General features: G+C 71.5%; 9 protein-coding genes and 1 pseudogene. 5 read left to right on the top strand and 5 right to left on the bottom strand.

The window, feature by feature from the left end:
* Positions 1-16 precede the first annotated feature (16 nt).
* A complete protein-coding gene (locus ACFQ79_RS24890) occupies positions 17-2,122 on the bottom strand; it encodes a TPM domain-containing protein (RefSeq protein WP_383587026.1) in 2,106 nt (701 codons plus the stop codon).
* Positions 2,123-2,307: 185 nt separating this feature from the next.
* On the opposite strand from ACFQ79_RS24890, the gene ACFQ79_RS24885 reads away from it, so the two are divergent.
* Both ACFQ79_RS24885 and ACFQ79_RS24880 read left to right on the top strand, forming a co-directional pair.
* Positions 2,308-3,327, top strand: a complete 1,020-nt coding sequence (locus tag ACFQ79_RS24885) for a hypothetical protein (RefSeq protein WP_383587023.1) — start codon at positions 2,308-2,310, stop codon at positions 3,325-3,327.
* Between the two features lie 192 nt (positions 3,328-3,519).
* On the top strand, positions 3,520-4,404 hold the full coding sequence (locus ACFQ79_RS24880; RefSeq protein WP_383587020.1) for a transglutaminase domain-containing protein: 885 nt from the start codon (positions 3,520-3,522) through the stop codon (positions 4,402-4,404).
* Here the strand turns inward: ACFQ79_RS24880 and ACFQ79_RS24875 are convergent.
* From ACFQ79_RS24875 to ACFQ79_RS24860, 4 genes are read right to left on the bottom strand one after another with little or no spacing between them, the layout of a single operon-like run.
* Positions 4,382-5,155 carry a succinate dehydrogenase/fumarate reductase iron-sulfur subunit gene (locus ACFQ79_RS24875; RefSeq protein WP_383587017.1) on the bottom strand — a complete coding sequence of 258 codons (774 nt, stop codon included), beginning with the start codon at positions 5,153-5,155 and terminating at the stop codon, positions 4,382-4,384. The two genes, ACFQ79_RS24880 and ACFQ79_RS24875, sit on opposite strands and share 23 nt — an antisense overlap.
* A complete protein-coding gene (locus tag ACFQ79_RS24870) occupies positions 5,152-7,173 on the bottom strand; it encodes a fumarate reductase/succinate dehydrogenase flavoprotein subunit (RefSeq protein ID WP_383587014.1) in 2,022 nt (673 codons plus the stop codon). The genes ACFQ79_RS24875 and ACFQ79_RS24870 overlap by 4 nt, the downstream gene beginning before the upstream one ends.
* Before the next feature lies 1 nt (position 7,174).
* A complete protein-coding gene (locus tag ACFQ79_RS24865; RefSeq protein ID WP_383587011.1) occupies positions 7,175-7,996 on the bottom strand; it encodes a hypothetical protein in 822 nt (273 codons plus the stop codon).
* Between the two features lie 49 nt (positions 7,997-8,045).
* A complete protein-coding gene (locus ACFQ79_RS24860) occupies positions 8,046-8,273 on the bottom strand; it encodes a hypothetical protein (RefSeq protein WP_383587008.1) in 228 nt (75 codons plus the stop codon).
* 247 nt (positions 8,274-8,520) lie between these two features.
* On the opposite strand from ACFQ79_RS24860, the gene ACFQ79_RS24855 reads away from it, so the two are divergent.
* The 3 genes and pseudogenes from ACFQ79_RS24855 to ACFQ79_RS24845 all read left to right on the top strand — a co-directional run.
* Positions 8,521-10,962 (top strand): ABC transporter family substrate-binding protein, encoded by a 2,442-nt coding sequence (locus ACFQ79_RS24855; RefSeq protein WP_383587006.1) that lies wholly within the window; start codon positions 8,521-8,523, stop codon positions 10,960-10,962.
* A 332-nt stretch (positions 10,963-11,294) separates the two neighbouring features.
* Positions 11,295-13,196: a translational GTPase TypA gene (gene typA, locus ACFQ79_RS24850; RefSeq protein ID WP_055641510.1), complete on the top strand. Its 1,902-nt coding sequence runs from the start codon at positions 11,295-11,297 to the stop codon at positions 13,194-13,196.
* A 563-nt stretch (positions 13,197-13,759) separates the two neighbouring features.
* A pseudogene (locus tag ACFQ79_RS24845) lies at positions 13,760-14,004 on the top strand (ABC transporter substrate-binding protein); the annotation flags it as partial.

Raw genomic sequence — 14,004 nt, 5'->3', positions numbered from 1 at the left:
GCGCATCGCGCCGCCCTCAGAAACGGCCTCCGCCGCCCAGCCGGCCGCGCGTGCCGCTGCCGCCGAAGCTGCCGGGCCCGCCGCCGAAACCTCCGCCCCCGAAGCCCCCGCCCGAACCTCCACCGAACCCCCCATGTCCGCCTCCCCTTCCCCCGCCGAACAGTCCGCCGAGGATGATGCCGCCGAGCACCGCACCGCCGAGCCCGCCGCCACCGCCCCCTCCTACCCCTGATACACCGCCCAGGCCGTTCGGGTTCCCATACCTCCGGACGTCCTGCTCCGCGAGGTCCTGGGCCCGCCGAGCCAGGGCGTCCGCCTGCTGGGCCTCCGCGAGGGCGGCCTGCGGGTCGCCGGCCTCGGCGAGCCCCCGCGCCTTCTCCCAGCGCCGCTGGGCCTCGGCGAGGCGCGTACGGGCCTCGCTGCCCACGGCTCCCCGGTGGGTGGTGACGTAGTCCGAGGCCGCTCCGATCGCCGAGCGGGCCGTCAGCATCGCCTGGTCGAGGAGCGCGCGGGCGCGTCGGCTGCCCGACTCGCGCTCCCGCGCGCCCTCCAGCGCCTCGTCGAGCACCGCGTCGGCCTCCTCCACCCGGCGCAGCGAGTCGAGCGGGTCGTACCGTCCGGCGTCCATGACCCGCCGCACCTCGCCGAGCACCGATTCTGCGCGGGCGATCCGGCCCCGGAGGTCGGCCGTCGACCCTTCGGTGGTCCCCTGCAGCAGCCCCCGGGCCTCCGCCAGGTCGGCGTCCGTCTCCGACAGGGCGCCCGGCAGCCTGCCGACCGCCTCGGCCAGTTCCTGAGCCCGCCGGTCCACCGCATCGATCAGCCGGGCCGCCTGGTCCACGGCGCCCTCGGCAGCCCGGATGTGGACGGCCGCCCCGCCGTTGTCACCGGCGTCGATCTGCCGGCGGGCCTGGTCGATGTGGGTCGTGGCGAAGAGGAGCCGGTCCTTGGCCTGTTCGACGTCGCCCGCGACGGGAGCGGCGGCCGTCTCGGCGTACCGCCCGCGCATCGCCGTCAGGGCGGCCTCGGCCGTGCCCGACTTCGCGGTCTGCTCCCGGAGGGCGGCCTCGACGGTGGCCAGCGCCTCGGGAGCGGTCCGTTCCAGGGCCCGCAGCCGGTCGAAGTCCTCGCTCTCGGCGTCGAGCCGGGCGTCGGCCTCCGCGCAGCGCCGCAGGATCTCCTCCAGCATGCTCCGCCGGGTCGAGTCGTCCTCGGGGAACGCGTCGTCGAGCTTCTGCCGCAGCCGGAACGAGGCCGTCAGCTGCTCCTTGGCGAAGGCGACCGCCTCGGTGAAGGGGCGGACGGCCTCCTCGCCGAACTGGGCGGTCGCGAAACCGAGTTCCTCCTGGCTGGTGCGGACGGCGTCGTCGGTGGCGACCAGCGTCTGCCGGGCCTGACCGTCGAGCTCGTCGAGGGACGGCGGCGCGGGCGCCTTCGGCGGGCCCCAGCCCTGCCCGCCCTGCGGAGTGGTGCGGGTCTCGGTCCGCCGGCGCCGTTTGGTGAACGCGTACGCCGCCACGGCGCCGGCGCCGCCGACCAGGACCACCGGCAGGACCAGATCGGTCGCCGAGGTCCCGTCGTCGACCGCGCCGCCCGGATCGGCGGGGCCGGGGGTGATGGCCGGCGTGGGGACGGGCTGCCCGGCGAGGACGGCGGAGTAGCCGTCGGCCGCTCCGATCGCGGCGCCCGCCCAGTCGTTCTGCCGCAGCGCCGGTTCGATCGCGGTCCTGGCCACGGCGTCGAGCTGGCCCTGGGTGAGCCGGGCGTCCGGGTCGGCGGAGTAGCCGTACCGGCGGTCGTGGGTGGCGACGGCGAGCAGGACGTCGTCGACCCCGAGGCCGTTGCGTTCGGCGGTGGCGTCGGCCCAGGACTGGCCCGTGCGGCCGGAGAAGTCCCGTACGTAGACGACGAAGAGCTGGATCCGCCGCTCGGCGTAGAGCCGGTCGAGGGCCTGGACCACGGAGGCGCGGCGGTCGCCCAGCGCGTCCACCCGGTCGGTGATCTGCCCGTCCCGGGACAGGGCGACGGGGTCGTCGGCACGGGCACCGTGAACGGCGGGCACGAGGAGCCACCACGCCGCCACCAGTACCGCGAGAAGGGCTCGGGTGGCTATTCGCGTCACAAGGGGGAGGTTATGTCCGGGTATGCCGCCCCGCGACCGGACGCCCCGCGACCGGACGCCTCGTGGTCCGGACGCCACCGCGGCCCCACGGAAACCATTCTCCACAGGGCTGCGTCACTGTCGGTAGCCACCGCTACGGTGAGAAGCGGTGGGACACGTGACACGACGGCACGAGGGGGGCTCGGGTGAGCGGTCGACTGAGGAGAGCGTGGCGACGGGGGCGCTGGTTCGTGCTCGGCCTCGTCCTCGTCCTCGTGGTGCCCCCGCTGTTCGGGGCGCTCGCCCTGCGCGTCAGCTACGCGGGCGACCTCAGGGACGACGCGAAGACCCGGGACAAGGACGCCGTCTGGCTCGGCCACGCCTGGGTCGACGGGCGGAAGAAGGACGCCGACCTCGCCGCCTTCGCCGCCAGGATCAAGGACACGGGCATACGCGACCTGTACGTCCACGCCGGGCCCCTGGAGCACGACGGCACCCTGCCCGCCGCCAAGTACCCGCGCGCCAAGTGGCTCGTCGACGCCGTGCACCGGACGATGCCCGGGATACGGGTGCAGGCCTGGCTCGGTGACGTCCTGGCCAACGACGGACCCGACGGACTGCACCTCGACGACGCCGGGACCCGCGCGGCCGTGGTGACCTCGGCCCGGCAGATCCTGGACGCCGGCTTCGACGGGGTCCACTTCGACCTGGAGCCGCTGCTCTCCGACGACGCCGACTACCTCTCCCTCCTCGACGACCTCGGAGAGGTCACCCGGCCGCGGAAGGCGCAGCTCTCGATCGCCGCCCACCAGATCGACCCCCTCCCCGGCCTCCACTCGGCCAACAGCCTGCTCACGGGCAAGGAGAAGTGGTGGTCGCAGGAGTTCTTCGGCCAGGTCGCCCGGCGCGTGGACCAGATCGCCGTCATGTCGTACGACACGTGGATGCCGCTGGAGAGCCTGTACGGCGGGTACGTCGCCCAGCAGACCAGCCTCGCCCTCGAAGTGACCCCCGAGTCGACCGACCTCCTGATGGGGCTCCCCTTCTTCCACGAGGACGACCTCGGCCACCACGAGAACGCGGAGACCGTCGAGGCGGCCGTCCGGGGCGTCAGACTCGGCCTCGGGCGCACCGACCCCGACCGCGCACGGTTCGGGGTCGCGCTGTACGTCGACTTCGCCGCGGAGGAGGGCGACTGGGCGGCCTACCGCGCCGGCTGGCACTGAGCCCCGCGGGCACGACGCCGCACCCGGGAGAGACCGCGCGCACCCCACCGCCCCGCCGCCCCCGGGAAGGCCACCAGGCACAGGGGAAGGCCACCAGGCACCCGGGGGCGACCCCGTGTGCCGTGCCGGGGCGGGCCGGAGGAGGATGGGGGCATCGGCGCGAACCGGCGCCGCGCACAGGGGGAGTACGCCATGACGAGTCGGCTCTTGATGCCCTTCCGGACCGCCGGTGCGGGTCCCGCACCCGTCGCGGAGACCGCCGGGTCGACCCGGCCCACACCGATCCTGGATCTGGCGCACCCCCGGGTCGCCGCGCTCGTGACCCGGGTGCGCCGCACGGCGGACGAGCGGGGCACGACGACCGACCGCGACCTGCTCAGGACGGCCCACGGCATCATCGCCGCCACCGTGCGGCCGGTGTACTCCGTGGAGGACCTGCGCCGGGTGTCGCGGACGCTGCGCCTCGGGCGCGGCTCGTGCAGTCAGCGCATGGCGGTCCTGGAGGCGGTGGCCCGTTCCCTCGACGTGCCCACGCGGGTCCGGGGCCTGCTCGTCGACGGTGCCTTCTGGTACCCGCGCTTCCCGAAGATGCGCCCGTTCGTGCCCGAGGAGGTGCTGCTCGCCTGGCCCGAGTTCCTGCTCGACGACGACTGGGTGCCGGTCGCGGAGCTCTTCGCGAACCGGGAGGAGGCCGGACCGGCCCCCGCGGGCGCCTTCACCAACGCCGGCGCGGAGACCCTCTTCGAGGCCGTGGCGCGGACCACCGTCGACTGGGACGCCCCGGCCGCCTGCGCCGGATCGGCCCCCTGCGACCTCTCCGCCCACCTGCGGACCGACCTGGGCCGCTTCACCTCCCGCGACGAGCTGTTCGCCCGGCACGGTCAGACCCTCTGCCTCCCCGCCCGCACCCTCGCCGAGCCCCTCCTCGGCCGCTGGAGCGCGGGCGCCGGCGCCGGCGCGGGTGCCCGCGCGGGTGGCGGTGCCGGTGCGGTTGGCGGTGCCGATGCCGGCGCAGTCGCACGTACGGGCACAGCTGCGGGCGGGGACCCGGGCCCTAGGTCGTCCGCCGCCGCCTGATCGTGTCGCCCAGCCACACCAGCGGGTCGTACTTCCGGTCCACGACCCGCTCCTTCATCGGGATCAGGGCGTTGTCGGTGATGTGGATGGACTCCGGGCACACCTCCGTACAGCACTTGGTGATGTTGCAGTAGCCGAGTCCGTGCTCCTCCTGTGCCGTCCGCCGCCGGTGGAGCCCGGCCTCCTCGGCCGCGTCCAAGGGGTGCATGTCGAGCTCCGCGACCCGCATGAGGAACCGGGGCCCGGCGAAGGCCTCCTTGTTCTCCTCGTGGTCGCGCACCACATGGCAGGTGTCCTGGCACAGGAAGCACTCGATGCACTTCCTGAACTCCTGCGAGCGCTCCACGTCCTCCTGCCGCATCCGGTACTCGCCGGGTTCCACCCCGGCGGGCGGTACGAAGGCCGGGATCTCCCGGGCCTTCGCATAGTTGAAGGACACGTCCGTGACGAGATCGCGCACGACCGGGAAGGCGCGCATCGGGGTCACGGTGATCACCTCGTCCCGGGCGAACACCGACATCCGCGTCATGCAGAGCAGTCGCGGCCTGCCGTTGATCTCGGCCGAGCACGAACCGCACTTGCCCGCCTTGCAGTTCCACCGCACCGCGAGATCCGGTGTCTGGGTGGCCTGCAGGCGGTGCACGACGTCGAGGACGACCTCGCCGTCGTGGACCTCCACCGTGTAGTCGGTGAGTCCGCCGCCGTCGGCGTCTCCCCGCCACACCCGGAACCGCGCGTCGTACGTGCTCATGCGCCGTGCCCCCCTTCCGGGCTCTCCAGGCTCTCCGGGCCCTCCTGGCCCACCTGGCCTCCCGGATCTCCCGGGCCTCCCGGGCCTCCCGGATCTCCCGGGCCTCCCGGATCTCCCGGATCTCCCGGGCCCTCCGGGCCTCCCAGCTCGTCCTCGGCGAGGTACTTCGCCAGCTCCTCCTGTTCGAACAGTGCGAGAAGATCGGGCCGTACGGGCTCCGTACGCGTCCGTTCGAGGGCGATCCCGTCGCCGTCCAGACGGCACAGCAGGTTCACCGGGCGCCAGGCGCGGTCCATCGCCGGGTAGTCCTCGCGGGTGTGCCCGCCCCGGGACTCGGTGCGTTCGAGGGCGGCGCGGGCCACGCATTCGCCGACGAGCAGCATGTTCCGCAGGTCGAGGGCGAGGTGCCAGCCGGGGTTGAACTGCCGGTGGCCCTCCACGGAGACCTGCCGGGCCCGCGCGCGCAGGGCGGCGATGCGGTCCAGCGCCTCGGCCATCTCGCCCTCCCGCCGGATGATCCCGACGAGGTCGTTCATGGTCTGCTGGAGTTCCTGGTGGAGGGTGTACGGGTTCTCCGGGGCGTGCCCGTCGGGGGGACCGAACGGAGCAAGAGCCTCCGCCGCCGCGGCCTCGACGTCCGCCGCCACGATCCCGCCGCCGGCCCCCGACAGCGCGTACTGCGCCGCGTACAGACCGGCCCGCCGGCCGAAGACCAGCAGGTCGGAGAGGGAGTTCCCGCCGAGCCGGTTGGAGCCGTGCATGCCGCCGGCCACCTCACCGGCCGCGAACAGCCCGGGTACCCCCACCGTGGCCGCCGTCTCGGAGTCGACGTTGACCCCGCCCATCACGTAGTGGCAGGTGGGGCCCACCTCCATGGCCTCCGCCGTGATGTCGACATCGGCCAGCTCCTTGAACTGGTGGTACATCGAGGGCAGCCGCCGCTTGATCGCCTCGGCCGGCATCCGGGTGGACACGTCCAGGAACACCCCGCCGTGCGGGGACCCGCGACCCGCCTTCACCTCGGAGTTGATGGCCCGCGCCACCTCGTCGCGCGGCAGCAGCTCGGGTGGGCGCCGGTTGTGGTCGGGGTCCTCGTACCAGCGGTCGCCCTCCTCCTCGGTCTCCGCGTACTTCTCCTTGAAGACGTCGGGGACGTAGTCGAACATGAAGCGCCGGCCCTCGGAGTTCCGCAGGACGCCGCCGTCCCCGCGGACGGACTCGGTGACGAGGATGCCCTTCACCGACGGAGGCCAGACCATGCCGGTCGGGTGGAACTGCACGAACTCCATGTTCACCAGGGGCGCGCCAGCGAGCAGGGCGAGCGCGTGACCGTCTCCGGTGTACTCCCAGGAGTTCGAGGTCACCTTGAAGGACTTGCCGATGCCGCCGGTCGCGAGGACGACGGCGGGTGCCTCGAGGACGAGGAAGCGCCCGCTCTCCCGCTCGTAACAGAAGACCCCGGAGACCCGCCCGTCCCCGTCCTTGAGGATCCGGGTGACGGTGAACTCCTGGAAGACCTTCAGCCGGCCCTCGTGGTCGCCGGTCTCGCGGTGGTCCTCCTGCTGGAGTCCGACGGACCTCTGCTGGAGGGTGCGGAGGAGTTCGAGGCCCGTGCGGTCGCCGACGTGCGCGAGCCGCGGGTACTCGTGGCCGCCGAAGTTGCGCTGCGAGATCCGGCCGTCGGGGGTGCGGTCGAAGAGCGCGCCCCAGGTCTCCAGCTCCCAGACCCGCTCGGGTGCCTCCTGGGCGTGCAGCTCGGCCATCCGCCACTGGTTCAGGAACTTCCCGCCGCGCATGGTGTCGCGGAAGTGGGTCTTCCAGTCGTCCTGCGGGTGCACGTTGGCCATGGAGGCGGCGATCCCGCCCTCGGCCATCACGGTGTGGGCCTTGCCGAAGAGGGATTTGCAGATGACCGCCGTCCGGGCGCCCGCACGGCGTGCCTCGATCGCGGCCCGCAGCCCGGCGCCGCCCGCGCCGACCACGACCACGTCCCATTGCTCTCGCTCGACGTGCGTCATCTCAGAAGAACCTCGGGTCGTCGAAGGTGCCGGTGGCGAGCAGGTACACGTACAGGTCGCAGAGGGCGACGCTGATCAGGGAGGACCAGGCGAGCAGCATGTGACGGGTGTTCAGCCGGCCGACCCAGGTCCACAGCCGGTAGCGGACCGGATGCTTCGAGAAGTGCTTGAGCCGTCCGCCGACGATGTGCCGGCAGGAGTGGCAGGAGAGGGTGTACGCCCAGATGAGGGTGATGTTGACGAGGAAGAGGAGCGTCCCGAGTCCCGCGTGGCCCCAGGCGTAGTCGGCGTTCCGGAAGGTGAGCACGGTGTCGTACGTGAGGATTCCGGCCACCGGCAGCGCCGCGTAGAAGAAGTACCGGTGGAGGTTCTGCAGGAGCAGCGGGAAGCGGGTCTCGCCGGTGTACGCCGCGTGGGGCTCGGCGACGGCGCAGGCCGGGGGAGAGGCCCAGAATCCCCGGTAGTACGCCTTCCGGTAGTAATAGCAGGTCAGCCGGAAGCCCAGGGGGAAGACCAGGATCAGCAGGGCGGGCGAGAGCCCCCACCAGCTGCCGAAGATCTCCCAGTTCGGTCCGCCCTTCATGGGGACGCAGTTCTCCGCCAGGCAGGGCGAGTAGAACGGCGAGACGTAGGGGGCGGCGTAGTAGTCGGCGTTGGCGAAGGCCCGCCAGGTCGAGTAGGCGACGAAGGCGAGCAGTCCGGCGGCCGTGGCCGCGGGGGAGAGCCACCAGCGGTCGGTCCGCAGATGTCGGGCGGCGATGGCGGCGCGCCCCGCGGAGCGCACCCCCGTGGCGGATCCGGGCGGTTCCGTACCTGTGGCCAACAGGCCCTCCTACGGTCGGTTGCCGGTACGTCCTGCTGCGCGTGGCGTCCTACGGCGCGTGGCGGTCGCGTGCCCCAAGGCCCTCGTCGTCCGTATCCGTCCACAGGCCGCTGTCGTACGGGGCGTCGGGGATGGTCACCAGGCTTTCGGCGCGTCCCGAGGTCGGCGCGGCGGGTGCGCCCCGCTCGGCCGTGACGGAGCGCTCGAGCTGTCCGACGGTGCGGACCAGGTCTTCGAGGCAGCGCTTGACGGCTGCCAGATCGTCCTGAACGGACATGGTTGCCCTCACTTCCGCGAGCGGCTTCGGCAGGAGTGTCGCGCGTCACATTCCCGCTTGGGAAGCCATGTGCACGGGATTCCACTCGTCCGGAGCGCTCCCTCTCCGGCGGTTGGGCCGCACGAGTGGGGTTTTCCGGACGTGCCGCCGTGTCGCCGTGGCCGGATCCGCTCCGTCCTTTTCAGTGTATGAGCAATAGGTGTGATCATCTCCAAATGGAATGAATCTGGACGAAGGGGTACAAGTCATGTCCCAGATCGGCGCCCCTCGCGGGAGGACATGCTCCAGGAGCCCCCGCTCCCGCACGCTCCGCTCCGTCGCCACCCTCACCAGCGCCGTCCTCGCCGTCACCGTCCTCGCCGGATGCAGCTCCGACGAGGCCGACGAGGCCCGGGCCGCGGCCCAGGACAACGCGCCCGCCACCCGCGACAAGGTCGCCGACGGAGGCACTCTGCGCTGGGCCGTCGACGCGCTCCCCACCACGCTCAACACCTTCCAGGCCGACGCCGACGGCGCCACCTCCCGGATCGCCGGGGCCGTGCTCCCCTCTCTCTACACGATCGACGAGCGGGGCCGGCCGCGGCTCAATCCCGACTACCTGGAGACCGCGCAGGTCGTCGAGACGGAGCCCAAGCAGGTCGTCCTCTACAAGCTCAACCAGCAGGCGGTGTGGAGCGACGGACGCGAGATCGGAGCGGCCGACTTCGTGGCCCAGTGGCGGGCGCTGAGCGGCCGCGACACCGCGTACTGGACCGCCCGGAACTCCGGCTACGAGCGGATCGAGAAGATCGAGCGGGGCAAGAACGACCTGGAGGTACGGGTCACCTTCTCCAAGCCCTACGCCGACTGGCAGTCCCTCTTCACCCCGCTCTACCCGAAGCAGGTGATGGGCTCCCCGAACTCCTTCAACGACGGGGCCCGCACCACCCTCAAGGCCACCGCAGGACCGTTCCTGCTGAAGGCGATCGACCGCAAGAACGGCGATGTCACCCTCACCCGCAACCCCCGCTGGTGGGGACAGCCCGCCAAGCTCGACAGCCTGGTCCTCAAGGCCGTCGCCCGCGCCGACCGGGCGGGCGCCCTCGCCGCGGGCACCCTCGACCTGGCCGAGATCGACCGGTCCACCGCCGAGCGCATCTCCCTCGCCCTCCGCGACGCCCGCGCCGGACGCAGCGGCGCCCAGGCCGCCCTCGCCCACGGCCCCGGCTCCTCGATCACCCCCTCCAAGGCCCTCAAGTCCTGGGCACTGGCCCACGGCTCCGACGAGGAGAAGGCCGAGGAGGTCCAGGCCGCCCGCGAGAAGAACCAGAAGGCCGTCGCCGCGTACGCGACCGCCCAGGACACCCTGGCGAAGTACGTGGTCCGCAAGTCCCTGGAGCCCGCCTACACCCAGCTCTCGCTGAACGGCGAGTCCGGGCCGCTCGCCGACGAGCGGGTGCGGCGCGCGGTGGCCCGCGCCATCAACCGCAAGGAACTGGCCGAATCCGTACTCAAGCCGCTCGGCCTCCCGGCGGACCCTCCCGGCAGCCACCTGGCCCTCGCCGGCCAGGCCGCCTACGCGGACAGCAGCGACGCCCTCGGCAGCCAGGACACCGCGGAGGCGCGGGCCCTCCTCGCCGACGCGGGCTGGGTGCCCGGCGGCGCGGCCCGGAAGCCCGTGGAAGCGGGCACCAAGGCCGGCAGCGAGGCCGAGAAGAAGGCCGAGGGGCAGAAGGCCGGTGAAAAGGAGAAGGCCGGCGCGGACGGCGCGAAGACGGAAGGCGCCGAGAAGAAGGACGCGGCGGAGGACACCGCCGCCACCGACGCCAAGAAGCCGGCCGCCGACACCGCATCCGACGAGGGCCTCTACATCGTCGGCGACGACAAGCCGGGCGAGCGCCGAGCCGCCCCCGCCCCCGTCATCGGCGCCGGCGGCCCCGAGAACGGCACCGACATCCTCGCCCCGGCCCCCGCGGCCGCACGTCAGAGCGCCGCACTCCTCGCCCGCGCCGAGGCACTCGACACCGGCACGGGCGCGGGCGCCCACGCGGCCCAGACGATCGCGCGCACGGACAAGGGCGTCGCAGGGGCCTACGCCCCGATCGGCACCGCCGCCCCCGTGACGGCGCCCGAGGCGGGCAAGGCCCTCGGCAAGGACGGCAAGGCGCTCAGCCTCCGCTTCGTCCTGCCGTCCGGCCCCGGCTCCGAGGCGCTCAGGGCGGTCGGCGACCGCATCGTCCGGATGCTCGACGCGGTCGGCATCCGCACCGAGGTCACCAAGGTCTCCGACGACAGCTTCTTCAAGGACCACGTGGCCTCGGGCGACTACGACCTGGCCCTCTACTCCTGGCCCGCCTCCGCCTTCCCGGCGACCGACGCCCGGCCGATCTTCGCCAAGCCCGAGCCCGCCTCGGACGGCTCGCTCCTGGTCGAGCAGAACTACTCGCGGGTCGGCACCGACCGCATCGACCAGCTCTTCGACCAGGCGGCGGGGACCCTCGACGAGGAGGAGGCCCGGGAACTGGTGCGCCAGGCCGACGCCCGGATCTGGGCCGCCGCCGGCTCCATTCCCCTCTATCAGCGCCCCCAGCTCGTCGCCGCCAAGGCGGATCTGGTGAACGCCGGCGCCTGGGGCCTGGCCGGTCCGCGCTACCAGGACATCGGCTTCAAGAAGCGGGAGACGTCCAAGGGCGCCGAGCGCACCCCCTGAGGCGACCGGGCCACTCACCTGGGGGCACCGAACGCACGGAAAGCCCTGAAAGCCCTGAAACCGCAGGTCACAACCTCAGAACCAGCTCAATTTCCTTGCCCGCCGGTGATCCCGGCGGGCAGGATCGCGTCGGCCCTTTGACCCGGTCGCACGACCTCCGCACGACCTCCCCCACACCCTTGCCCACTCGCACGACGACTTCTCGGATCTTGGCCGGGGAAGCCCCTTGCGCGGCAGCCCCGTACCATAGGACATAGCCGTGGCGCGTCCGCCCGGCGGGCGTACGAGGAACTGACGCCGCATCCCACGATCCGAGAGAAGCGCAAGCACCCATGCCCACGCGCCACGACATCCGTAACGTCGCCATCGTCGCCCACGTCGACCATGGCAAGACGACCATCGTCGACGCCATGCTCAAGCAGGCCGGTGCCTTCGCCGCCCACCAGCAGCTCGACGACCGCATGATGGACTCGAACGACCTGGAGCGTGAGAAGGGCATCACGATCCTCGCCAAGAACACGGCGGTGAAGTATCACCCCAAGGACGGCGGGGCCCCGATCACGATCAACATCATCGACACCCCCGGTCACGCCGACTTCGGTGGCGAGGTCGAGCGCGGTCTGTCGATGGTGGACGCGGTCGTCCTCCTCGTGGACGCCTCCGAGGGTCCGCTCCCGCAGACCCGCTTCGTACTGCGCAAGGCGCTCCAGCAGCGCAAGCCCGTCATCCTCTGCATCAACAAGACGGACCGTCCGGACTCCCGGATCGACGAGGTCGTCAACGAGACCTACGACCTCTTCCTCGACCTGGACGCGGACGAGGACCAGATCGAGTTCCCGATCGTCTACGCCTGCGGCCGTGACGGCGTCGCCTCGCTGACCAAGCCGGAGAACGGCACCGTTCCCGCGGACAGCGACAACCTCGAGCCGTTCTTCTCCGCCATCCTGGAGCACGTCCCGGCCCCGGTGTACGACGAGGAGGCGCCGCTCCAGGCCCACGTCACCAACCTGGACGCCGACAACTTCCTCGGCCGCATCGCGCTCCTCCGCGTCGAGCAGGGCGAGCTGCGCAAGGGCCAGACGGTCGCGTGGATCAAGCGCGACGGCACGATCTCCAACGTCCGCATCACCGAGCTGATGATGACCGAGGCGCTCACCCGCAAGCCGGCCGAGGTCGCGGGCCCCGGTGACATCTGCGCCGTCGCCGGCATCCCCGACATCATGATCGGCGAGACCCTGGCCGACCCGGAGAACCCGATCGCGCTTCCGCTGATCACGGTCGACCAGCCGGCCATCTCCATGACCATCGGCACCAACACCTCGCCGCTCGTCGGCCGCGGTGGCACGGGCAAGGGCGCGGACGCCAAGTCCGCGGTCAAGCAGCGCAAGGTCACGGCCCGCCAGGTCAAGGACCGCCTCGACCGCGAGCTGATCGGTAACGTCTCGCTCCGCGTGCTCGACACCGAGCGCCCGGACGCCTGGGAGGTCCAGGGCCGTGGTGAGCTCGCGCTCGCCATCCTGGTCGAGCAGATGCGCCGCGAGGGCTTCGAGCTCACCATCGGCAAGCCGCAGGTCGTCACCAAGGAGGTCGACGGCAAGACCCACGAGCCCGTCGAGCGCCTCACGGTCGACGTGCCCGAGGAGCACATGGGCGCGGTCACGCAGCTCATGGGTGTCCGCAAGGGCCGCATGGACAACATGTCGAACCACGGCTCCGGCTGGGTCCGCATGGAGTTCGTCGTTCCGTCCCGTGGCCTCATCGGCTTCCGTACGGAGTTCCTCACCAACACCCGCGGTACGGGCATCGCCCACTCGATCCACGAGGGTCACGAGCCGTGGTTCGGCACGCTGACGACCCGTAACAACGGTTCGCTGGTCGCCGACCGCGCCGGTGCCGTCACCGCCTTCGCGATGACGAACCTCCAGGAGCGCGGTGTCCTGTTCACCGACCCCGGCACCGAGGTGTATGAGGGCATGATCGTCGGCGAGAACTCGCGCTCCGACGACATGGACGTGAACATCACCAAGGAGAAGAAGCTCACCAACATGCGCTCCTCCTCGGCCGACTCCTTCGAGGCGATCGTCCCGCCGCGGAAGCTCTCCCTCGAGCAGTCCCTGGAGTTCTGCCGCGACGACGAGTGCGTCGAGGTCACCCCGGAGGCCGTGCGTATCCGCAAGGTCATCCTGGACCAGAACGCGCGTGGCCGGGCGTCCTCCCGCGCCAAGAACGGCTGAACCGAGCCCGTAGGCCGGCCGCGGCGTCGAGACGGCCGAACTGGCCGAAATCAGTGCGTTCGAGCTGGCTGAAGATCGGTTGAGTTCGGCCGCATGGGCCGATGACAGTGGGGTAGATCACGATCCTGTGATCTACCCCGCTTTCGGTTCTACGCGACGTCGGCACCGGAGCCCGGACCCCCACAGGGACTGTGGGAGTCCGGGCTTTTCGTCAACTTCCGTCAACTCCATTTCAGAGGCCCGGTGTCCGCATATCGGCCATCGCTCTCCGGTACGTGTGTTAACGGTCCGTTTCGGGGGTGTCTGTCTGTGCTCAGTTTGTCCGGATTTCGGTATCCGGGGGTGTGGTGATGTTGTCAAAACGAGACCACTTAAGTGTGGTTTACAGCCCGGACGTACTTAATAGTTGGCTCCATTGAGCTCGGGTCAATGGGTCACGCACTGTGGGGAGTGCCGACTCACGAGCACACTCGGGGCACTTGAGTGCAATGCCGTCAGGGGTGTCGGCAGAACTCGGAGTGCCCCTCTTGTAGTGACAAAAGTGGACTCATGAGGAGGAACCCATGCGCGGTGCCAAGAGCGCCAAGTGGGTAACGGGCGCGATCATCGTTGCCCTTGCTGCGACCGCCTGTGGCGGGGGTAAGAGCGACAGCGGCGACGCCAAGGGCGCTGTTGACCCGAACGGAATCTTCTCCGTCGAGCTGGGCGAGCCCGAGAAGCCCCTGCTCACCGGTGACACGATGGAGTCCAACGGCTCCGCCGTGATGGCCGGCCTGTTCTCGACCCTGGTCGACTACAAGGCCGACGG

It is taken from the genome of Streptomyces sp. NPDC056480 (assembly GCF_042795405.1).
GTDB lineage: Bacteria > Actinomycetota > Actinomycetes > Streptomycetales > Streptomycetaceae > Streptomyces.
This window is presented reverse-complemented; position numbering and strand designations above follow the sequence as displayed.